This is a genomic window from Frateuria sp. sgz306004, from assembly GCF_057750885.1.
Map to the genome: position 1 here is coordinate 219,550 of NZ_JBYLFE010000006.1, position 19,116 is coordinate 238,665.

The window sequence follows — 19,116 nt, forward strand, 5'->3', positions numbered from 1 at the left end:
GTGGCTCCTTACTTCGTCGAAACGGTGGATGCGGTGAGCTTGGCAGCCAGCCACCAGCCCAACGCCATGCAAGCGACCAACAGCAATACAGCGGGGTTGCCCTCAGCAAGCGACGCTAGCGCCGGCCCGGGGCAATAGCCCGCGATGCCCCAGCCAATGCCGAACACAGCCGCGCCCACGATCAGTCGCGCATCTATATCCTGCGACACCGGCAACTTGAAGCCATCCGCCAGCCAGGGGCGTCGTCCGCGCCACACCAGCCGGTAGCCCACGGCGGTGGTTGTCACCGCACCGAGCATCACGAACATCAGGCGCGGGTCCCAGGCGCCAAACAAATCGAGGAACCCCAGCACCACAGCCGGTTGAGTCATACCGGCCACGCTCAGGCCCAGGCCGAACAACACGCCAGCCAGCAAAGCTACCCAGGCTTTCATGCGCCCGCTCCTCCCATCAGGTGACGCGCCACGAACACCGTGACGATACCCAGCAACATGAACACGATCGTCGCCAGCAGCGAACGCGGCGACAACCGCGCGATGCCGCAAACGCCATGACCACTGGTGCAGCCACCGCCAAGCCGAGTGCCAAAGCCGACCAGCAGGCCGGCCACCGCCATCCACGGCCAGCTCACCTGCGGCAGGCCCACCCCGCTGTCGCCACGCAGCAACACCAGCAGTAGCGGCGCTGCCACCAAGCCCAGCACAAAGGCGTAACGCCAGGCGCGATCGCCCGCGCCCGCACCGGCCAGCAAGCCGCTGGCGATACCGCTGATACCGGCGATGCGACCCAGCGCCCCCATCAGCAGCACCGCCGACAACCCGATGAGGACACCGCCCAGGGTCGCCAATAACCAGGGATGCATGGCACAGCCTCCACATATTCATATATTAGCTTATACTAATATATAGCCTTCCCAATCGGCGGGCAAGTGGACGAAACGTCGCGCCGGCACACACCGCCAGGAACACCCGCAACCTAAGGAAGGTCTGATTAATCGACTTCTTGTCCGTCATTCCTACGGACCCCAAAAAGGGGGCGAGAGCAGGAGGTGCTCTCTAACAGCCGAAGGGCTGGTCATCCAGTGCCTTTACATTCAGCGATTTACAGGCACTGGATCCCAGCTCTCGCCCCCTTTTTGGGGTTCGCTGGGATGACGATCAAAATCAGAGTTCCCCTAAGCCCATCAAGCCCGCCTCAGCCCGCGCGCCTCGGCCCTCATGCTGCGCCGCATCTGTACATGCCGCCATCGCCCAAGTGAACATGCGCGAACGTATCGTCGCCGCCTCGGGGGAGAGCCATGGCACGGCGATGGCGACACCAGCTGTCCGCACTACTACGGGGAACTTCCAACTTATGTTTATCCGCAAGAGAGGGCTCGCCTCCGCCATCGGCTGCGCGCTGTTCATGGGCGCCATGGGTTTTAGCGGCACGGCCATCGCGCAGGACGCCAGCACACCCGCCCGCAAGGACAACACCACCGGCCAGAAGCCCTCCGCGGCCAATGCCACCAAGCTCGAACAGGTCACGGTGACGGCGCAGAGCCGCACCCAGGAAATGCAGGACGTACCCATCGCCATGGATATCGTCACCGCCAAGGACATCGCCACGGTGGCCGCCACCGACCTGAGCCAGATGAACCTGTTCGTGCCCGGCCTGGTGGTGGATAACACCGACGCCACCCAACCCACCTATCGTCTGCGCGGCATCGAAACCAACGATTTCGGCATCGGCACCGACTCGGCCGTGGGCGTGTACATCAACGGCATCTATCAGACCCGCAGTGGCGGCTCGCTGATGGCCTTCAACGACATCGCCCGTGTGGAGGTGCTCAAGGGCCCTCAAGGCACGCTGTTTGGCCGCAACACGGCGGCAGGCGCCATCTCCATCGTCACCAACCAGCCCACCGACAAGTTCGAAGGCGACGCCCGCGTGCGCCTAGGCAACTACGGCAAGCGCTACGGCGATGCGCTGGTGAACATCCCCATCAACAGCGACATGGCGCTGCGCGTGAGCGTGGTGGACAACCAGAGCAACGGCTGGCTCAAGGATGCCGCCACCGGCCAGCACTACGGCAAGGACGACGAATGGGGAACCCGCGCGGTGTACCGCTGGAACGTCACCTCCGACACGCAGGTGCAGCTGGCCTACGACCACGACCGCGTGAAGCAGCCCTCGCGCATCGACATGGGCCTGGTGCCCATGCCGGCGGATAACCTCTACGCCCGCGCGCCCTTCCCCGCCAACCCGTCCACCTTCTACAACCCGATCAACGCGCCGTTCTACAACAGCGCCACCGATGGCCGCGAGGAGCGCAACTACAACGACGCCACCCTCACCATCGACCACAATTTCAGTTGGGGCAGCTTCACCTCCACCACCAACTGGACCAGCTACAGCATGTCGCACGTGGAAAACGGCACCGGCTTGCAGCAGGTCACCGAATACCTCAACACCGGCGTCATCGGCGATGGCCACACCTGGTACCAGGAGTTCAAGTTCACCGGCAACACCGACCTGATGGACTGGGTGGCCGGCGCTAGCTACTACCAGGAGCACGCCAACCAGACCAACCTGGCGCGCGTGAACACCGACACCTACGACACGCTCGCGCTCAACACCGGCGTGGGCAAGCAGTACACGCCCACCGGCACCATCTTTGGTTACTTCGATTCGGTGTTGCAGTCGTTTGGCCTGCCCTATCGCCTGCTCGGCGATCCGTGGACCGAAACCATCACCAACAACGGCAAGTACAGCGCCGTGGCTGGCTACGGCGACGTAATCTGGCACCTCAACGACAAGCTCGATCTCACCACCGGCCTGCGCTTTACCCACGACGAGAAGAACTTCAGCTGGTACACGCCCACGCGCTATGCACCGGAGCTGGACAACACACTGGCGCAGATGCAGGCCGCCGGCCTGCTCAACCTGGTGTCGCTGCTCACCGGCGGCAAGGTGACCGGCGCGCAGCTGGTGAGCCTGCTGCAACAGAACCAGATCTTCGCCACGGCGGTGAACGAGCGCATCCAGAAGCAAGGCCGCTGGAATGACACCAGCCCGCGCCTGGTGCTCTCCTACAAGTTCACGCCCGACGTGATGGGCTACGCCTCAGTGGCCAAGGGCTACAAGGCCGGCGGCTTCGACGGTACCGAGCCAGGCGCCGAGTTCTCGCCCGAAAAGGTGTGGAACTTCGAATCCGGCTTCAAGGCGACGTTCCCCGAGTACAACCTGCTGGTCAACGGCTCGGTGTACTACTACCGCTACGACAACGTGCAGACACTCACGGTGATCCCGTCCACCGCCGGCTTCAACGTTCCGGAGTACCAGGTGAGCAACACCGACCAGGACGCGCGCGGCGTGGATTTGCAGGTGTCATGGGTGCCGTTCGACAACATGCGCCTGAACTTCAACGGCGGTTACATCGACTCCAAGTACACCAGCGCCAAGGTACCCATTGGCCTGAACACCGCCAACCAGATCGTCTACCAGGACGTCTCCGGCCAACCCGTGAGCGAACCCAAGATCAACTACTCGGTCAACGGCGCTTACACCTGGCACGACGTGATCGGCGGCAACCTTACCTACAGCGCCAACTACGGTTTCCGCGGCCCGCTACGTTGCAACGATGCCTCCGTGTACCAGGGCAAGTGCTCCATCGCGAGCAACTTCAGCCTCAACAAGGCACAGGAACGCACCGACATGCGGCTGGACTGGAGCGCGCCCGGCGACCGCTGGGGCGTGGCGTTGTACGTCAACAACCTTTTCAACAAGCAATACGTGAACGGGCTGGGTACCGTCTCGCAATCGGTACTCGGCACCCCGTACGCCTACATCACACCGCCCCGCATGTACGGCGCGGAGTTCCGCATCAAGTTCTAACCGGTGCGAAACAGAGCCCCCGCTCTACGGGGGCTCTGTTTTTTGATGCGTTGAGCTAGGGAAGTTTCGATGAACCGACATTTTTCTCGTCATCCCAGTGAACCCCAAAGAAGCAGCAAGCGCGGGAGTGACGGGCAACATCAACGCGTCATCTAAACTCTCATTTCCCCCTCCAATACCCAACGCGCCTCCAGCACCATCCAATAAAACGCCGTGGTGCCAAACCCTCGCGCCAACGCGCGCGCAAACTCCGGTGTGGTCCGCTCGCCCTCCGTCATCCAACGCTGCAGCGTCAAGCTGGTGACGCCCATGCGCCGGGCCGCTTGTCCCCACGGCAACCGCTGCGGCAGCAAAAAATCGTGCAGCAGCACCTGCGCTGGCGAGCGCAGCGGCACCCGGTGGCCAACGTGCATGCGCGGGGTGAGAGAAATCCGACTCATCACTATCCTTGGTTAATGTGCGCGCACGCTTAAACACGCCGGCGCGAGTGCAGCGATAAATGTAGGTAACTGCCCGGTTTGGTCGTAAGTGATCGCCAAGGTGCGGCACACCGGCAACACGCCCGGTGCGCCGCGGGGCGATCAACGGACGGGTCAGGTGCTGGCGGCGGTTTTTTGGCCCAACAAGCGCGCATAGGAGTGCAGGTAATGCACAGCCAACGATAACCCCGTGGATTCCAACGGGGTTAGGGCAAGCTTGCGTACCGGCAGGGAAACTCGGCGCGACGGGGCGAGGAGAGCCTCCTCGCTATCCATCAGCAGACCCAGCAAGGCGTCTGCGGAGCGGGCAATGCCGACCAGCGTTAACAACCGCTGCTCTGCGTCCTGCGCCTCGGCTGGGGGAGCCAGCGTGTCGGCGGAGGTCGCGTGCGTAGCCTCTGGCGGGAAAGACGGGCGTGCGCGTGCCGTATGATCGTGGACAGCCATGATCAACTTCCTAACAGTTGGTGATGGTTAGCGGGTCGTGTGAGCTCCACACTCTCACGGCCCGCGCCTCATGACCCAAGGGTCATGTGTTGCGCGAGAGACACGTTGAGGAACCCCGCGCGCAACGAGACGAAAAGTAGCAGAGCCCCGCCGAACGCCTTGTCAGGCGAACACCCGTTGCGCCATGCGGCCTCGGCGCGCCTCTGCTGCGGCATGGCCTGTCAGTGCACTACATAGGCATGCGCAGGCGCACGGCATGCGGCGTACAACGCACCAGGAGCGCGTTTCAATGGATATCCCCCTTTCCGCCCCCGAAGGTTTTCGCTGGCATCAGCACGACACAGTGCAGGCGATGGTATTGATTCCGCAGGATTGGATCGTGCACGAGATGGGGCCGCCTCATCACCCGGGTATGCTGGCTTGCCTGCCCAGTTACGACGGCCGCGGCGATTGCCACGGAGCGTTGTCGATGAATGTGGCCAACAACGTCTCGCTCCGATATGGCATGCCTGCACGCGCTTACGGCAAGCGAGGGATAGCCGATATACGCCATCGCCACCGGGTGTTGCAGGAGACGGAACGTGCGCCCGACGAGGGCATGCAATCGTGGGTTATTCGCTTTCGAAGCGTGCTGAGCCCGACGCCGCGCATTGTGCATCGCTATATGTTGGCCGAGGAGGCGTTTGATCGGTTGCGGTGGTGCACGTTCGAGGCCTCTGAAACGCTTTGGCAGGAGGCATCGCCCGTGGGAAAGGTGATCTTTGATCACTTGCTCATGCAGTTGCCTATGGACGATATGCCGCCTGCGGATGCGTTGCTGCATTGAGGCGCGCGAGCGCCCTGGCACTCTCATTTTTCTTGTACAAGGAGTTTGCGCATGCCTGCCATTGTTCTCGTCGGTCACCGCCATAGCTGCCCCATGCATGGCGAAGGCACCGTTACCAGCGGCACCAGCGGCGTGGTGGTGAATGGTCGCGCTGCCGCGCGCATAGGTGACGAAACTAGCTGCGGCGCCACGATCATCACGGGTTCGTCGTCGACGTTTGGTGGTGCGGGCGTTGCTTATGTCGGTTGCCTGACCAGCCACGGTGGCAACTTGCCGGAGGGTGACGCGAGTTGGCAGGTCGAGCCCTGAGGGCAAGCGCGGCGCTGGCGCGGTCGGCTGGCGCATTATCCCGGATACCAAAACGGCCCCTGCATGCAGGGGCCGTTTTGGTACGTAGATGGCGCGCCCGGAGGGATTCGAACCCCCGACCAATGGCTTCGGAAGCCACTACTCTATCCGGCTGAGCTACGGGCGCATAAGCGTGTGCACGTGCGTTGGGACGCACGGCGGACGCGCAGTATAGCGGAGTTGGGGCGGGTGTGGCTTGCAAGATCGCCGGGGGGCTTCCCGTTTTCGCCAGCCCAAGCCGGGCGCCATTCTCAAGAGATGCTGGGCCGCACGCGGGGCGGGTTGTGCCGCGCTTTTCGCGTGGCGGAAAGGCACTGGATGCCTGCATTCGCAGGCATGACGGGCGAACGGCGGGTTGCCGAGACGCGCGAGATGACGGGTGTCGGGACGCTCCCTATGGGGAGCGTCCCGAACCGCGGCATCAACGGGCCTTGAGCAGCTCCGACAGGCGATCGGGCTTGCCGGCGATGCGCTCCAGGTGCGGGTACTTGAGGCCATCGTGGTAGTCGATGCGCAGCGTCTTGTACTCGTCGAAGTTCTTCACCAGCAGTTCCACCGGCTGGTTCTTGTCCTTCGCAGCGGCGGTGACGGCATCCTTGATGGCATCGGCGGAATATTCCTTGCCGTTCACTGCGATCACCTTCATGCCCGGCGACAGGCCAGCTTTGAAGGCGGGGCCGTCCCACAGCACATCGGCGATGTCACCGCCCTTGCCCAGCGCCACACCCAGCGAGTAGGTGAGGTTGGCACCACCCAGGCGCGCTTCCACGGCCTTGGTGGCGGCGGAGGGCTTGTCGTTGTAGACGAGCTTCCAGCCGTTGGCTTCGAAGCCGTTGATGATGGGGCCGTGGCCGTCGAGGCGCTCGCGCAGGTACGGAGCCCAATCGAACGGGGCGACGTCGTTGAGGGTCTTCACCACGTCGTCGAAGGTGTAGGTGTTCACATCCCACTCGCCGTTTTTCATGCCGAAGAAGGCGCGCGCGAAATCGTCAATGGAGCGCTTGTTGCCGGTGAGGTCACGCAGTTTGCTGTCCACTTCCATCCAGATCATCTGACCACCGGAGTAGTAGTCCTCGCTCATCTGGTAGTTGCGGTAGGGCAGCGGGCGACGCATCGCGATGATGGGGTCGTTGGTGGTGTCCTGGATGTTGCGCCACAGCTGCAGGCCCGGGCGGCCCTTGTCGTAGGTGGCAACCACGTTGGCGAGCATGTCGAGGGCTTCGTCCTGCTTCCACAGGCCCGAACGCGCCGCCATCACGTAGCCCCAGAACTGGGTCTGGCCTTCGTACACCCACAGCAGGCTGTCCTGCATGGGCACGTTGAAGTTGGGCGTGGCGAGGTCGGCGCCGCGACGGTACTTGCCGTCCCACGAGTGGTTGAACTCGTGCGGCAGCAGGTCGCGCATGACCATGCTCTTGTCCCACTCGGTGAAGTAGCCCGGCGGCACGCCGTTTTCGCTGGAGCGGTGATGCTCCAGGCCGTTGCCGGACATCTTGTCGCTCAACGAGAACAGGAAGTCGTAGTGGTCGTAGTGATGCGCGCCATAGAGCTTGTACATCTGCTGCACCAGGTTCTGGTGCAGCTTGAGCTGCTCGGGCTTGATCTCCAGGTACTTCGGATCATCGGCCACGATGTTGAGGAACACCGGCGTCTTGGCGCCCGGGTCCAGATCCACACGCTTGAAGTACTTGCCGGCGTAGATGGGCGAGTCGACCAGGTCGTCGTAGTCGATGGGCTTGAAGTGCACGGTGTCGCCATCGCGCGAGGCGAGTTCCAGCGCGCTGCCGTACTGCCAGCCGGCCGGGAAGGTCACGCTGGTTTCGGCCTTGATGCGGCTGGCGAAGTAACCGGCCGGGTACAGCGACACCGAGTTCCACTGCAGGTTGAGCATTTCCGGCGTCATCACCACGCGGCCCTGGCGGGAATCCTGCGCGGTGAGGAACTGGAACTCCACCTCCACACTGTCCGCACCCTGCGGCACATCCACGTGGAAGGCGAACACGTTGAGCGGATCGCGCTTCCACGGCACGACGTTGCCATTGGCCTTGACGACCAGGCCGGCGAGTTTGTCGATCGAGCCCGTGGGCGAGTGATTGCCCGGCAGCCACTGCGGATACAGCAAGGTCAACGGACCCGGCTTCGCCGGCACCACTTCATGCACGCGGAAAATGCGGTGGGCCAGATCCGTGGCGTCGACCTTGATTTTCAGCGTGCCTTCGAAGGGGATGTCCTGCGGCGCAGGAACGTCGGCGAGTGCGGCGAAACTGCCCAGGCCCAGGGCCGAGGCTGCAATGGCGGTGGCAAGACGCAAGACTTTCAAGAGGTTCTCCGAGGGTGATGCGTGCAGGTGGATCGAAACTGCACCAGGCATGAACCATCGATCCTAGTGGGCGATGACTTACAGCACCCCCTGCCATTGGTCATGACATGCCTGAACCTCTCCCTTCCCGGTGGAACGTCAAGAGGGTTCTCAAGCGTTAAAAACCCGTATCCTTTGCAGTCCGCGATCCCCAGCGCGGGCCGCTCGACACTCCCCCCCTTGATGTCGTTGCGGAACCACAAAATAAAGAGATGGAGCACTCCATGAACAAGACTCTGATGGCGGCCGCCTTGGCCGTTGTTGCTGTTGCGCCGTTCGCCGCCAAGGCCGACGAGTCCAACCAGCTCGACAACTTCTTCGTCGCCGGTAACCTCGGCCAGAGCAACTACCGCATCGGCGGCCTGTCCGACAAGAACGACGTGTTCCAGAACGTGCGCTTCGGCTGGCGCTGGAACGGCATCGTCGGCGCCGAAGTCGGCTACGCCTACCTGGGCAAGGCCAAGAACGTCGAAGACTTCGCCAGCGTCACGGCCAAGCCGCGCGTGGCTCAGCTGGGCGTTACCGCCAAGTACAACTTCTACAACAACTGGTACGTCACCGGTCACGGCGGCTACCTGCGTTCGCGCACCACCGGTGCTGTCACCGTTGGCAACGCCTACGCTTCGGAGAAGAGCTGGAACAACGGTTGGTACGCCGGTGCAGGCGTGGGCTACGACGTGACGAAGAACGTCAGCCTGGCGCTGAACTACGACAACTACCACGTGAAGTACGGCCGCGCCGGCGCTAGCGAAGAGCAGATCAACGCCAACGTGGCTGCTTACTCGGCATCGATCGAGTACCGCTTCTAATGAGCGTGTGTCATCTGATTGCGCTGCCTACCGGCGCGTGACCAGAAAGAAAGGGCGCCTTCGGGCGCCCTTTTTTGTCGCGCGTAAACATACACGCAGCCGAGATAAATCCTTGGTTTGTTTGCAGAACTATCTGACGCCCGAACGATAGAAGCTTGGTGTGGGTCGCCGTGAGAATGGAAAGCTGCGTGTCAACGCGTAGCCGTTGCTACCGAATGCGCGCATTCGTACACACTCACCAAGGACTTTCCATGCGTTTGAAGACCCTGTTTGCCGCCGTTTCGCTGGCGGCACTGGCACCCGTTGCGGCCCACGCTGCTCAGGCCGACAACACCAACCGTTTCTTCGCCACGATCAATGCCGGATCGGCGTCGCCGCTGTCCGAGCCGTTCAACAACAGCACGGGTATGGCGCTGGGCTACCGCGCCGGCTGGCGTTGGCGCGATATCGTGGGCCCGGAGATCGGCTTTGCCTCGCTGGGTCGCAGCAAGGCGAGCTTCACGCTGATGGATACCCAAACTCACGAGCTGTCTGGCGCCACCGTGTCGAATAAGACCACGGCCGCGCTGGCCGGCGTGTCGGGCAAGTACAGCTTCGCTCCGAACTGGTCGATCAATGCGCATGGCGGCTACCTGCGCTCGCGCATGACCTTCAAGGTGGACTCGGCCTACGCGTATGGCAAAGCTAGCCACAACGGCAACGGTTGGTATGCCGGTGCCGGTGTTGCCTACCAGGTGACGCCCATGATGTCGCTGGGCCTCAACTACGACAACTACAACGAGGGCGTGAGCGGTCACACCAATATCCGCAGCTACACCGCTTCGGCCGAGTTCCGTTTCTAAGCGGTGCACTGAGCCATGCGGGTCGGCTCCGCCAAAGGTAGCGGCTCCGCACCGCACGGTAGCCAAGCGCAACAACGCTGGGCTTCCGCACTTCCCCCCTCGTGGGGTTCGCGGGAGTAACGCGCGCGATCAGCGCCCCAGCTGATTGGTTGAAAGAAAAACGGCCGCTTTCGCGGCCGTTTTTTCGTTACCCGTTTGCAAGCGGCCCAGTTAGGGCTGCTTCTCCAGCTTGCTGTGGCGCATGCCGTAGCTGAAATAGATCACCAGCCCCAGGCTCACCCAGATCAGGAACACCTTCCACGTCACGGCCGGCAGTTCGGCCAGCAGCCAGATCGAGAAGCCGATACCGATCAGCGGGATCAACGGCACCAGCGGCGTGCGGAACGAGCGCGGCAGATCGGGCTTGCGCTTGCGCAGGATGATCACCGAGCTGCAGATCACGATAAAGGCGGACAGCACGCCAATGTTCACCAGCTTGGCCACCTCTTCGATGGGCAGCAGGCCCGCCACCAGCGCGGTGAATACGCCGAGCACGATAGTGGGACGATGCGGCGTGCCGTAGCGCGGATGCACCTTGGCGAACCAGCCGGGCAGCAGACCGTCGCGCGAAAGCGCAAACCAGATGCGCGTGGCACCCAGCATGAAGGCAAACAGCACGCTGATCAGGCCGAACACCGCCGACACCGAAATCACCACCGCCACCCAGTGCAGGCCCAGGCCCTTGAAGGCATCGGCCACCGGCGCGTCGGTGTTGAGCGTGGAGTAATGGGCAATACCGGTGAGCACCAGCGACACCGCCAGGTACATGACCATGGAGATCGCCAGCGACAACAGCACCGCGCGCGGCAGGTCGCGCTGCGGGTTCTTCGACTCCTCCGCCGCCGTGGTCAGCGTGTCGTAGCCGAACACCGCGAAGAACACCACCGCCGCCGCCGTCGCCACGCCCTGGAAGCCAAAGTGCGGCACGCCATCGGCGCCCATCACGCGTTCCGGAATAAAGGGCACCCAGTTCTGCGGGTTCACGTAGAACGCGCCAATGCCGATCACCAGCGCGACCGCGGCCACCTTGATCGCCACCACGAGAGTGTTGAAGCGCGCGCCCCATTCGGTGCGGAAGGTGAGCAGCGCCGCCACACCCAGCGTGACCAGCGCGGCGACCACGTTGAACACATGGCCTTCGCCCGTGCCCATGGCGCCCTGCGCCCATACCGGCAGGCCCAGGTCCATGCTGGCCAGGAACGATTGCACGTAGCCGGCCCAGCCGATCGCCACCACTGCGACGATCAATGCGTACTCCAGCAGCAGATCCCACCCGATCAGCCAGGCGGCCAGTTCGCCGAGCACGGCGTAACCGTAGGTATAGGCACTGCCGGTCACCGGGATAAGGCCGGCGAACTCGGCGTAGCACAGCGCGGCCGCCGCGCTGGCGATGCCCGCGATGAGGAAGGAGATCGCCACCGCCGGACCGGCGTTCATGGCTGCCTGCTGGCCCGCCAGCACGAACACGCCCACGCCGATAATGCCGCCGATGCCGATGGCGGTGAGCTGCCACAGACCCAGCACGCGACGGAAGTCGCCACGCTTGCCGGCCTCCGCTTGCAGCATCTCCACCGGCTTGTGGCGCACCAATTTATTGAAGAAACCCATACAGCTCATCCCCAAGAGTGAGCCGCGATCATAACGAAAGCCCCCGCCCCTGCCATGCTGCAGCTGCGCGGGGGCCCGCCGTGGGTGGGCGTGCGAGAACGCTGCCGGCGCTCGCGATAGGCGCCGTGGCGAGGCCTGGATGCTGCCCTAGTGGCGCCTCACCAACCCCGCGCGGCGGGGATGGCGATGACCTGAAGTGCTTGAACCCGCGTCCGGGCTCAGCCCGGAATGGGCTTGCCGCTGTCCGCGCCCCGTGGCGCCGAGAGAGTCAGCCAGCCCAGCACCAACGCGCTGAGCGCCGGAATGACCGCCAGCACCGCCACGCCGCCAACACCCATGTGCGGCACACCAAACCAGCCGCCGGTGAGCAGGGGAATGGCAGCCGTTGCCAACAGGCGCAGCAGTTCCAGCACCACGCCCACGCGGCGACCTTCGGTGAGCGCACCCAATGCGGTCAGGCTGAGCACAAGAAACACCGCGTAGCCGAGCAAGGCCAGCCCAGGCAGTTGCTTGGCAAGATCGAGGAACTGCACGGCCATCAACAACAACAGGGCAAACTGCACCAGGCTGTAGACCACGTAGCCACGCGACAAGGCGGGCACGAAGCGTTCGCGCTGAATATCAAATGCCGGCTTGGGAAAACACTCGGCGACATCCACCGGGCGCCAGCCCGGCGGCTTGATCCACACCAGCAACTTGTCGCGCCAGCGCCGCGCATGCCAGGCGTCCTTGACGGTGGCCCAGTACACCTCGGCGTTGGCCCACAGCGGGTTCCAGCTGCGCAGCGGCGCGCGTGTGCCAAATACCGGCGGGTCGCGGTCGTCCTCTTCCACGAAGGTGCCGAACAGGCGGTCCCAGAGAATCAGGATGCCGCCGTAGTTCTTGTCGAGATATTTGTCGTTCACCGCGTGATGCGCGCGATGATTGGACGGCGAGCAGAACACGCGATCGAACCAGCCCAGGCGCCCCACCAGCTCGGTGTGCACCCAGAACTGGTACAGCAGGTCGATCAGCGCCACCACCACGAACACTTCCAGCGGAAAGCCCACCACCGCCATCGGCAGATAGAACAGCCAACCCAGCAACACGCCGCTGCCGGTCTGGCGCAGCGCGGTGGAGAGGTTGTAGTCCTCGCTCTGGTGATGCACCACGTGCGCGGCCCAGAGGAGGTTCACCTCATGCCCGGCGCGATGCAGCCAGTAGTAGCAGAAGTCGTAAGCGATCAATGCGGTAACCCATACCAGCACGTTGTTCGCCGGTAGTGCGAACAGCGCCAGGTGCTGCACGCACCACGCATAGATGCCCAGCGTGAGCACCTTGCTGAAAACACCCACGATCTGCGAGATCACGCCCAGCCCGAGGCTATTGATGGCATCGCTGCTGTGATACACGCGGCGCCCGCGCATGCGCGCCACCAGCAGCTCCAGCGCGATCAGCGCAAAGAACACCGGCGTCGCCCAGGTAATGATGATTTCCTGCGTATTCATCGTGACTCACGCACCCCGCCGTACTGAACGCGCCAGACACCACAGCGCCACGTAGTAAGTCGCCAGTATCCACAGTGGCGACCACGGAATGGCCACGCGGAACCGGTTCCAGGCCAACAGTGTATCGCTGAGCATGAAGCTCAGCGCACCCAGCGCCGCCCAACGCGCGGCGCCGGCCAGCACGCCCTGACGCTGAGCCCACGCACGTGCCACTGCCTGACCGCCCATGCTGGTGAGCACCACCACATAGACCACCACCGGCGCGTGAAGTGCCGCCGGCAAGATCGGCCAGAGCAGCCACAGGTTGATTGCGCCAAAACCGAGGGTGGCGAGCAACGGCCACCACGGTTTGGCGAACCGGCTGTCGCTCAACAGCGCCCGCAGAAAGCACAGGTGCCCGATCAGGAACGCCACCAGCCCCGCCACGAACCCATCCAGCGGCAGCATCAGGAACACGTCGCCCGTCAGCGAAAACACCATGCCCAGGCCGATCCAGTGACGATACGCCACCGACACCGGGTGCCGCACATGCCAGGCCGACCACAGGATCAGAAACGTCGCCAGCGGCTTGCACGCCCAATGCAACCAGTGCCAACCGTCGATGGCATCCCCCGATGCCAGTTGCGAACCCACAATGGCACCCAGCGCCGCCAACACGATGGCGACGTCGTAGCTCCGCGATGGCACGCGGGCCACGGCGGTGTTTGAAACGGACATGCGTTATTCCCCCTGCCCCCGATAACCGAGCGATCTTAGAGCCTGCGCGATATCGCCGCTTTCGCAGCGCAAAAAAAACCCTCCCTGCGAACAGGGAGGGTTGGCAAGGGAGAGGCGCCGGCGGGAGGCAGCCTCTCTCCTGAATCCCTCAGCCACACGCCGAGGGAGGGGTGTCACGCAATGAACCGGTCTGGATCAGAACTTGGCGTTGACGTTGAAAAACACCTGGCGCGGCGCGCCGCCCATCAACGTCTGGTTCCAGCCCATCGGATCGGAGGCCACGTAGCCGTTGGTACCGGTGGTTGCGAAGTAGCGCTTGTTGAACAGGTTGGTGACATTCAGGCCCAGGCTCAGGTCCTGGATGAAGGACACCGCCCCCACGTCATAGTTCACGCCCGCCTCGAACAGCCAGTAGGACGGTACCTGGGAGTCGTTGATGTAAGTGATGTAGCGACGGCCGGTGTACTTGCCATCGATGCTCGCCGTCCAGCCGCCGTAGCTGTAGCTCAGGTCGCTGGTGAACATCCAAGTGGGGATGCCCACCACGTACTTGCCCTTGGTGGCGACCACGCCGTTGTTGAGGTAGTCGTCCTGGTACTTGGAGTTGTCGTAGGAGACGGTGTTGAGCCAGCGCAGGTGATCGATCGGGCGCCAGATCACCGCCAGGTCCACACCGGTGCTCTTTACCGAACCCACGTTGTTGAGCACCGCCGAGCAGGTCTGCACCGCACTGCACGGCGACACCGCCAGCAAGCGGTTGGTGAAGCGGGTGTAGTACGCGTCGGCCGAGGCCTCGAAGGTGTCGCCATGCACGCGGTAGCCGAGCTGGAAGGTCTGCGACTGCTCCGGCTTGAGCGTGCCCTTGCTGGCGTTGAACGAGGTCTGCGATTGGGTGAACGGCAGGAAGCCGTACGCCGCCAGGTTCTTGCTATAGGAGGCGTACACCTCCTGGTTGGCGTCGAGCTTGTAGTTCACGCCCACCTGCGGCAGGAAGCCGTCGCTGGCGCGAATGCGGCCCTGCGCCAGCGCGCTGCTGGCCACCATCGAATCAGCCGTGTTAGTGACACCCAGCGCCTTGGCGCCCACATTGACGGTGAGGCGGTCATCCATCAAATGGATGGTGTCCGACGCATAGGCCATGCGGGTGTTGGTGTTGTAGTGCTGGAAGAAGCCGCGCAGGAACGGCTCCTGGTTCTCGTAGAAGTTGCTCAGGTAGTTGTACGCGCCAGTCAGGTAGAAGTAATTGCGCTCCTGATTGGTCTTGGCGTTCTCGGCCCAAAAGCCCACTTCGATATCGTTGTTGCCCAGCGAGAAGGCGAGCGAGCCGGTGCCGCCGTAGCGATCCAGGCCATAGTCGGTGGTGCGCATGGCGAGCGGCACGGTCGGCGAGGAGGCGACATACGGCGTGGCCCACTGACCTTCGCCACGGTTGTCGTGGTAGTAGGTGCCGAGGTTGAGCGTGGTGTGCTCGGCCAGGTTGAAGGTGCCGTTCAAGCCGGTGAGCGTATCGCGACGAATGCCGCCGCCTGCGTAGTAGGTGGAGTCCACCAGGTCATAACCGGCGGGCAGCGGAGACAGCACGCCCGGGTAGCTGCCCTTGCCGTTGGCGGCATTGGCGATCTGCACGGCGGTGCCCCAATCGGGCTGCAGGTAATCCCAGTTCCAGCCCAGCGCCTTCTGGCTGGCCAGGGACAGATCCATGTAGTCGTATTCCTTGCGGCGCGAGCTGTCGTAGAACAGGCTCACGCTGCCGCTTTCCCACTGGTACACGGCTTTGAGGTTCACCTGCTCCGAGCGCTGGTCGCCATAGCCCTTCCACTTGTCGGTGGTGGCGTGGTCGTAAGACACGTACGCGGAGAAACCATGGTAGTCGCCGGTGTCGAAGCGCACGAAGGTGCGGTTGGTGGCGTCCGAACCGATGGTCTGGTTGATGCGTGCACCGGCCACCGCTTCCGGGTCGGCCGAATAGAACTGGATGGTGCCGCCCAGGTTGGTGTTGGCGGCGGTACCCAGCGCGCCGGCGCCCTGCGCCAGCTCCACCGTGCTGATGTTGTCGCTGCTGATGGCGCGCGTGATCTGCAGGCCCGTGGTGGTGCCGTAGGTCATGTTGCCCAGCGGAATGCCGTCCAGGGTGAAGCCCAGGCGGCTCTGGTCAAAACCGTGCAGGAAGATCTGTGTGGACCACTCGTAGGCGCCAAAGGCATCGGCGGACTGGAAGTTCACGCCCGGCAGCTTGTCGATCACTTTCAGCGGACTGGTGCCCGGCACCTGCGCCTTGATGTCTTCGGCGGTGACCTTTTGCACCTGGCGCGTTTCGCCCGAAGCGACCACCGAGATCGCCTCAAGACTCTTGGCCTTGTCGCGATTGCTGTCGGCCGTGGCATCGGCGGCGGGAGCCGCGTTGGGAGCGGTCACATCGTCGGCGTGCACGATGCCGCCGTAGAGGGAAGCGAACGTAGCCAGCGCGATCGCGGTCCTGCGAAGGGAATGCTTGGGCATGACGAATCCTTACGCGCGGACTCACCTTGAGTCCGCACGAGCAAGTGAAGGACAGAACTTGGGGACTTAGCCGTCCAAGCCACTCGGACGGCATTAGAAAAGTGTGAATGCGCCGTGTGTACCCACCGTTACACGCATATTTAAAACGTGCGCGAAAACCCCTGAAAAACAGCGGTTACGGCAACAGAACCTTGCCTTGAGCTTGCGGCATGCTCACGCCTAGCGCATGCGCCACGGTGGGTGCGATATCGCGCATGTCGATCTCGCCGAGGTTCTTGCCTGCCGGCACGCCCTTGCCGGCGATCAGAAAGGTGGAACGCATCGCCGCGAGTGTCGGATCGTAGCCGTGCATGCCACGGTAGTGACTGACGGCGGGCATCGCCGTGTCCGGCTTGGCGCCCATTTCAAAGCCTTGCTTGAACAACACGAACCATTGTGCCTTGTCCGTGCCACCCTGCTTGGCAATTTCCTCGCGTTCGAGCACACGCGCGATACCGAACGCCGGGTCGGCCGCCAGCTTCGCCAACAACGCCGCCGTCTTGGCGCGCACGGCCGCGTCCTTGGGATCACGCAGCACAATGGCCGCGCTGCCACCGTCGTTCCACGGCATGGCCTGCCAATCGGCCACCGCGCCGTCCTTCAACGTCACCAGGCCTGCCTGGATAAAAGGCGCGTATAGATTCACGTCGTTCTGCACCGGCAGGAAGCCGTGATCGGACACCACGGCGATCACACCATCCGGGTGAACGCGCTTGGCGGTGCTCACCAGTTCACCCACCAACGCATCGATCTGCTCGAGCACGGCGCGCGCCTGTGGCGTATCCGGACCGCTGGCGTGTTGCTCGTGATCGAGCGCGGTGAGGTACGCCGTCATGAAATCCGGCTTGCGCGACTCCAGCAACGCTACCGCGAAACGCGCGCGCGTCTTATCGCCTTCCAGGCTCTCGTCGATGCCGTCGGCGTACGGGCCCAGCTTCGCCTCCAGCGACGGCAACAGGCCCGGTGTGGCGAGCGCGGCGACCAGCTTGCGATCGTCCGCGGTGCCGGTGCGCCAGATCTGCGGCAGGTTCCAATCCACTGGTGCGCCGACGCTTACCGGCCAATGCACGTTGGCAGTGTGCAGGCCGGCCGCGTGCGCGGCATCCCACAACGTGGGTACCTTGATGTCGCTGGCATACCAGTCCCAGCCTTGCTGGTTCTTGTTGTACGGATCGAAGGTGAGATTGCCGCCCACGCCGTGAAGCTCTGGCGTCACGCCGGTGATCAGGGTGGTGTGGCTGGGATAGGTCAAGGTGGGCAACACGCCACGCACACCCTGCGCATAGCTGCCTTGCGTGAGAAACGCTTGCAAGTTCGGCAGCTTGAGTCCGCGCTGCTGCGCGTCGAGCACGTCCGCCGGCCGCAGGCCGTCGATGGAGATCATCAAGACCGGTTCGGCGGCAGCGGGCAGCGCGAGCGTGAGCGCGAACAAACCGGCCGCGAGCGTGGACATGGGGAAGCGCATGGCAGTGTCACTCTTGGAAGGAAAACGGTGTGCAGTCGTATGCAGCCGCCTTCGCCGGGCGCGGCGCGCTTGCGTCGGCCCATGCCATGGCAGCGTCAATCACGCGGCGCTCAGCGGCCGTCGACGGCCTTGCGGCCTAAGGCCGGGTCGTCGGTGAAGAAGGCATCCACGCCGGCATCGAGATAGGCGCGAATCTCCGCGACCGAACCGGCTTCGTTGAAAGTCTTGGGATCGCTGCCCTGCCAGAAGTTCTTGGCCTGGAAATAGTTTTCCGGGCGGAACGTATAAGGATGCAGTTCGAGCTTCGCCGCGTGCGCATCGTGCGCCAACGCGGTGGGCTCGCCCAGCGTGCCATCGGCCTTGAGCGGGATGATAGCGCGGATATTGGGCCCGATCGCATCGGCATAGGTGGCGATATCGCGCAGCCCGGCGGGCTTCATCATGTCGCCGTAGCTCAGCTTGCCGCCCGCCGCCACCACGTCGTAAGGCTGTTCCTTGGGATCGTCCAGCAACTGCAGCAGGCGGATGTTGGGGTGGCTCTTGCCCAGCTTGTCGCGCAGGTAGCGCAGGTTGGCGATCTCGAACGACTGGATCTCCACCGGCGCGGTGCGCGTATAGGCATGCGCGGCGAGAATGGACAGCACGCGGTCTTCCATTGGCAGGCCGGCCTTCTGGAAATAGGTGCCGTGCTTGATCTCGGGGATGATGCCGATCACACGCCCCTGCGTGGCCGATTCGGCCGCCACGAAATCGATGATTTCGTCGAGCGTGGGAATCTGGAACTGACCGTCGTAGGCCGTGCTGCGCAGTTGCGGCAAGCGCTCGCGGGCGCGCAGCGTTTTCAGCTCGACGAGGGTGAAGTCTTCGGTGAACCAGCCGGTGACTTTCTGCCCATCGACGCTCTTGGTGGTCTTACGGCTAGCGAACTCCGCATGCGAGGCCACGTCGGTGGTGCCGCTGATCTCGTTCTCATGACGCGCCACCGGCACGCCGTCGCGGGTCATCACCAGGTCCGGCTCGATGAAATCGGCGCCATCGGCAATGGCTTTGCCGTAGGAGGTAAGCGTGTGTTCCGGACGCAGCGCACTGGCACCGCGGTGGCCGATCACCAGCACCTTGGACGCCAGCGGCGCCTCGTTAGCCTTCAGGTCGCCCGTCATCAGCACCGCACCCGCCATCAGGATGGCCCAGCATAAACGACCCACGGCTACTCCCTCGCAATACGTTTCGAGGCGCCACCTTGGCGCCGACCATCACGCCATGTTGACCATCGTCC

Annotated in this window: 16 protein-coding genes and 1 tRNA gene; 5 read left to right on the top strand and 12 right to left on the bottom strand. The window is 63.5% G+C overall.

What is annotated here, in order from left to right:
- Nucleotides 1-8: 8 nt before the first annotated feature.
- Nucleotides 9-434, bottom strand: coding sequence for a DUF6691 family protein (locus AC3G2C_RS14705; protein WP_488385373.1), 426 nt, complete (start codon nucleotides 432-434; stop codon nucleotides 9-11).
- The gene (locus tag AC3G2C_RS14710) at nucleotides 431-862 is read right to left on the bottom strand and encodes a YeeE/YedE family protein (RefSeq protein ID WP_488385374.1); all 432 of its coding nucleotides are present in this window, start codon (nucleotides 860-862) and stop codon (nucleotides 431-433) included. The genes AC3G2C_RS14705 and AC3G2C_RS14710 overlap by 4 nt, the downstream gene beginning before the upstream one ends.
- A 491-nt stretch (nucleotides 863-1,353) precedes the next feature.
- On the opposite strand from AC3G2C_RS14710, the gene AC3G2C_RS14715 reads away from it, so the two are divergent.
- On the top strand, nucleotides 1,354-3,876 hold the full coding sequence (locus AC3G2C_RS14715) for a TonB-dependent receptor (protein WP_488385375.1): 2,523 nt from the start codon (nucleotides 1,354-1,356) through the stop codon (nucleotides 3,874-3,876).
- Nucleotides 3,877-4,028: 152 nt separating this feature from the next.
- Here AC3G2C_RS14715 and AC3G2C_RS14720 read toward each other — a convergent pair whose 3' ends face one another.
- Both AC3G2C_RS14720 and AC3G2C_RS14725 read right to left on the bottom strand, forming a co-directional pair.
- A complete protein-coding gene (locus AC3G2C_RS14720) occupies nucleotides 4,029-4,316 on the bottom strand; it encodes a helix-turn-helix transcriptional regulator (protein WP_488385376.1) in 288 nt (95 codons plus the stop codon).
- 153 nt (nucleotides 4,317-4,469) lie between these two features.
- Nucleotides 4,470-4,802 carry a hypothetical protein gene (locus AC3G2C_RS14725; RefSeq protein WP_488385377.1) on the bottom strand — a complete coding sequence of 111 codons (333 nt, stop codon included), beginning with the start codon at nucleotides 4,800-4,802 and terminating at the stop codon, nucleotides 4,470-4,472.
- A gap of 289 nt (nucleotides 4,803-5,091) precedes the next feature.
- Here AC3G2C_RS14725 and AC3G2C_RS14730 point away from each other — a divergent pair, with 289 nt between their 5' ends.
- Together AC3G2C_RS14730 and AC3G2C_RS14735 are read left to right on the top strand one after the other, a co-directional pair.
- On the top strand, nucleotides 5,092-5,628 hold the full coding sequence (locus AC3G2C_RS14730; RefSeq protein ID WP_488385378.1) for a hypothetical protein: 537 nt from the start codon (nucleotides 5,092-5,094) through the stop codon (nucleotides 5,626-5,628).
- 51 nt (nucleotides 5,629-5,679) lie between these two features.
- Nucleotides 5,680-5,937: a PAAR domain-containing protein gene (locus AC3G2C_RS14735; protein ID WP_488385379.1), complete on the top strand. Its 258-nt coding sequence runs from the start codon at nucleotides 5,680-5,682 to the stop codon at nucleotides 5,935-5,937.
- A gap of 89 nt (nucleotides 5,938-6,026) precedes the next feature.
- Here the strand turns inward: AC3G2C_RS14735 and AC3G2C_RS14740 are convergent.
- A tRNA-Arg gene (locus AC3G2C_RS14740) sits at nucleotides 6,027-6,103 on the bottom strand.
- Nucleotides 6,104-6,397: 294 nt separating this feature from the next.
- Nucleotides 6,398-8,296: a M61 family metallopeptidase gene (locus AC3G2C_RS14745; protein WP_488385380.1), complete on the bottom strand. Its 1,899-nt coding sequence runs from the start codon at nucleotides 8,294-8,296 to the stop codon at nucleotides 6,398-6,400.
- Nucleotides 8,297-8,559: 263 nt separating this feature from the next.
- Here AC3G2C_RS14745 and AC3G2C_RS14750 point away from each other — a divergent pair, with 263 nt between their 5' ends.
- Nucleotides 8,560-9,144: an outer membrane protein gene (locus AC3G2C_RS14750; protein WP_488385381.1), complete on the top strand. Its 585-nt coding sequence runs from the start codon at nucleotides 8,560-8,562 to the stop codon at nucleotides 9,142-9,144.
- Between the two features lie 251 nt (nucleotides 9,145-9,395).
- Nucleotides 9,396-9,986 carry an outer membrane protein gene (locus tag AC3G2C_RS14755; RefSeq protein ID WP_488385382.1) on the top strand — a complete coding sequence of 197 codons (591 nt, stop codon included), beginning with the start codon at nucleotides 9,396-9,398 and terminating at the stop codon, nucleotides 9,984-9,986.
- A 210-nt stretch (nucleotides 9,987-10,196) separates the two neighbouring features.
- Here the strand turns inward: AC3G2C_RS14755 and AC3G2C_RS14760 are convergent, their stop codons facing one another.
- The 6 genes from AC3G2C_RS14760 to AC3G2C_RS14785 form a co-directional block, all read right to left on the bottom strand.
- On the bottom strand, nucleotides 10,197-11,633 hold the full coding sequence (locus tag AC3G2C_RS14760) for an amino acid permease (RefSeq protein WP_488385383.1): 1,437 nt from the start codon (nucleotides 11,631-11,633) through the stop codon (nucleotides 10,197-10,199).
- 218 nt (nucleotides 11,634-11,851) lie between these two features.
- Nucleotides 11,852-13,120: a sterol desaturase family protein gene (locus tag AC3G2C_RS14765; protein WP_488385384.1), complete on the bottom strand. Its 1,269-nt coding sequence runs from the start codon at nucleotides 13,118-13,120 to the stop codon at nucleotides 11,852-11,854.
- Nucleotides 13,121-13,126: 6 nt separating this feature from the next.
- The gene (locus AC3G2C_RS14770; protein ID WP_488385385.1) at nucleotides 13,127-13,837 is read right to left on the bottom strand and encodes a lysoplasmalogenase; all 711 of its coding nucleotides are present in this window, start codon (nucleotides 13,835-13,837) and stop codon (nucleotides 13,127-13,129) included.
- 195 nt (nucleotides 13,838-14,032) lie between these two features.
- Nucleotides 14,033-16,336: a TonB-dependent receptor gene (locus tag AC3G2C_RS14775; protein ID WP_488385386.1), complete on the bottom strand. Its 2,304-nt coding sequence runs from the start codon at nucleotides 16,334-16,336 to the stop codon at nucleotides 14,033-14,035.
- A gap of 175 nt (nucleotides 16,337-16,511) precedes the next feature.
- Nucleotides 16,512-17,840 (bottom strand): alkaline phosphatase family protein, encoded by a 1,329-nt coding sequence (locus AC3G2C_RS14780; protein WP_488385387.1) that lies wholly within the window; start codon nucleotides 17,838-17,840, stop codon nucleotides 16,512-16,514.
- A 110-nt stretch (nucleotides 17,841-17,950) separates the two neighbouring features.
- Nucleotides 17,951-19,018: a glycerophosphodiester phosphodiesterase gene (locus AC3G2C_RS14785; RefSeq protein ID WP_488385477.1), complete on the bottom strand. Its 1,068-nt coding sequence runs from the start codon at nucleotides 19,016-19,018 to the stop codon at nucleotides 17,951-17,953.
- Between the last annotated feature and the right edge of the window lie 98 nt (nucleotides 19,019-19,116).

Bases quoted from the DNA above. Each gene is read 5' to 3' on its own strand.
- AC3G2C_RS14725 (WP_488385377.1), bottom strand. From the start codon at position 4,802: ATGGCTGTCCACGATCATACGGCACGCGCACGCCCGTCTTTCCCGCCA.
- AC3G2C_RS14730 (WP_488385378.1), top strand. From the start codon at position 5,092: ATGGATATCCCCCTTTCCGCCCCCGAAGGTTTTCGCTGGCATCAGCAC.
- AC3G2C_RS14775 (WP_488385386.1), bottom strand. From the start codon at position 16,336: ATGCCCAAGCATTCCCTTCGCAGGACCGCGATCGCGCTGGCTACGTTC.
- AC3G2C_RS14780 (WP_488385387.1), bottom strand. From the start codon at position 17,840: ATGCGCTTCCCCATGTCCACGCTCGCGGCCGGTTTGTTCGCGCTCACG.
- AC3G2C_RS14760 (WP_488385383.1), bottom strand. From the start codon at position 11,633: ATGGGTTTCTTCAATAAATTGGTGCGCCACAAGCCGGTGGAGATGCTG.
- AC3G2C_RS14785 (WP_488385477.1), bottom strand. From the start codon at position 19,018: ATGGCGGGTGCGGTGCTGATGACGGGCGACCTGAAGGCTAACGAGGCG.
- AC3G2C_RS14710 (WP_488385374.1), bottom strand. From the start codon at position 862: ATGCATCCCTGGTTATTGGCGACCCTGGGCGGTGTCCTCATCGGGTTG.
- AC3G2C_RS14770 (WP_488385385.1), bottom strand. From the start codon at position 13,837: ATGTCCGTTTCAAACACCGCCGTGGCCCGCGTGCCATCGCGGAGCTAC.
- AC3G2C_RS14720 (WP_488385376.1), bottom strand. From the start codon at position 4,316: ATGAGTCGGATTTCTCTCACCCCGCGCATGCACGTTGGCCACCGGGTG.
- AC3G2C_RS14705 (WP_488385373.1), bottom strand. From the start codon at position 434: ATGAAAGCCTGGGTAGCTTTGCTGGCTGGCGTGTTGTTCGGCCTGGGC.
- AC3G2C_RS14715 (WP_488385375.1), top strand. From the start codon at position 1,354: ATGTTTATCCGCAAGAGAGGGCTCGCCTCCGCCATCGGCTGCGCGCTG.
- AC3G2C_RS14765 (WP_488385384.1), bottom strand. From the start codon at position 13,120: ATGAATACGCAGGAAATCATCATTACCTGGGCGACGCCGGTGTTCTTT.
- AC3G2C_RS14755 (WP_488385382.1), top strand. From the start codon at position 9,396: ATGCGTTTGAAGACCCTGTTTGCCGCCGTTTCGCTGGCGGCACTGGCA.
- AC3G2C_RS14735 (WP_488385379.1), top strand. From the start codon at position 5,680: ATGCCTGCCATTGTTCTCGTCGGTCACCGCCATAGCTGCCCCATGCAT.
- AC3G2C_RS14750 (WP_488385381.1), top strand. From the start codon at position 8,560: ATGAACAAGACTCTGATGGCGGCCGCCTTGGCCGTTGTTGCTGTTGCG.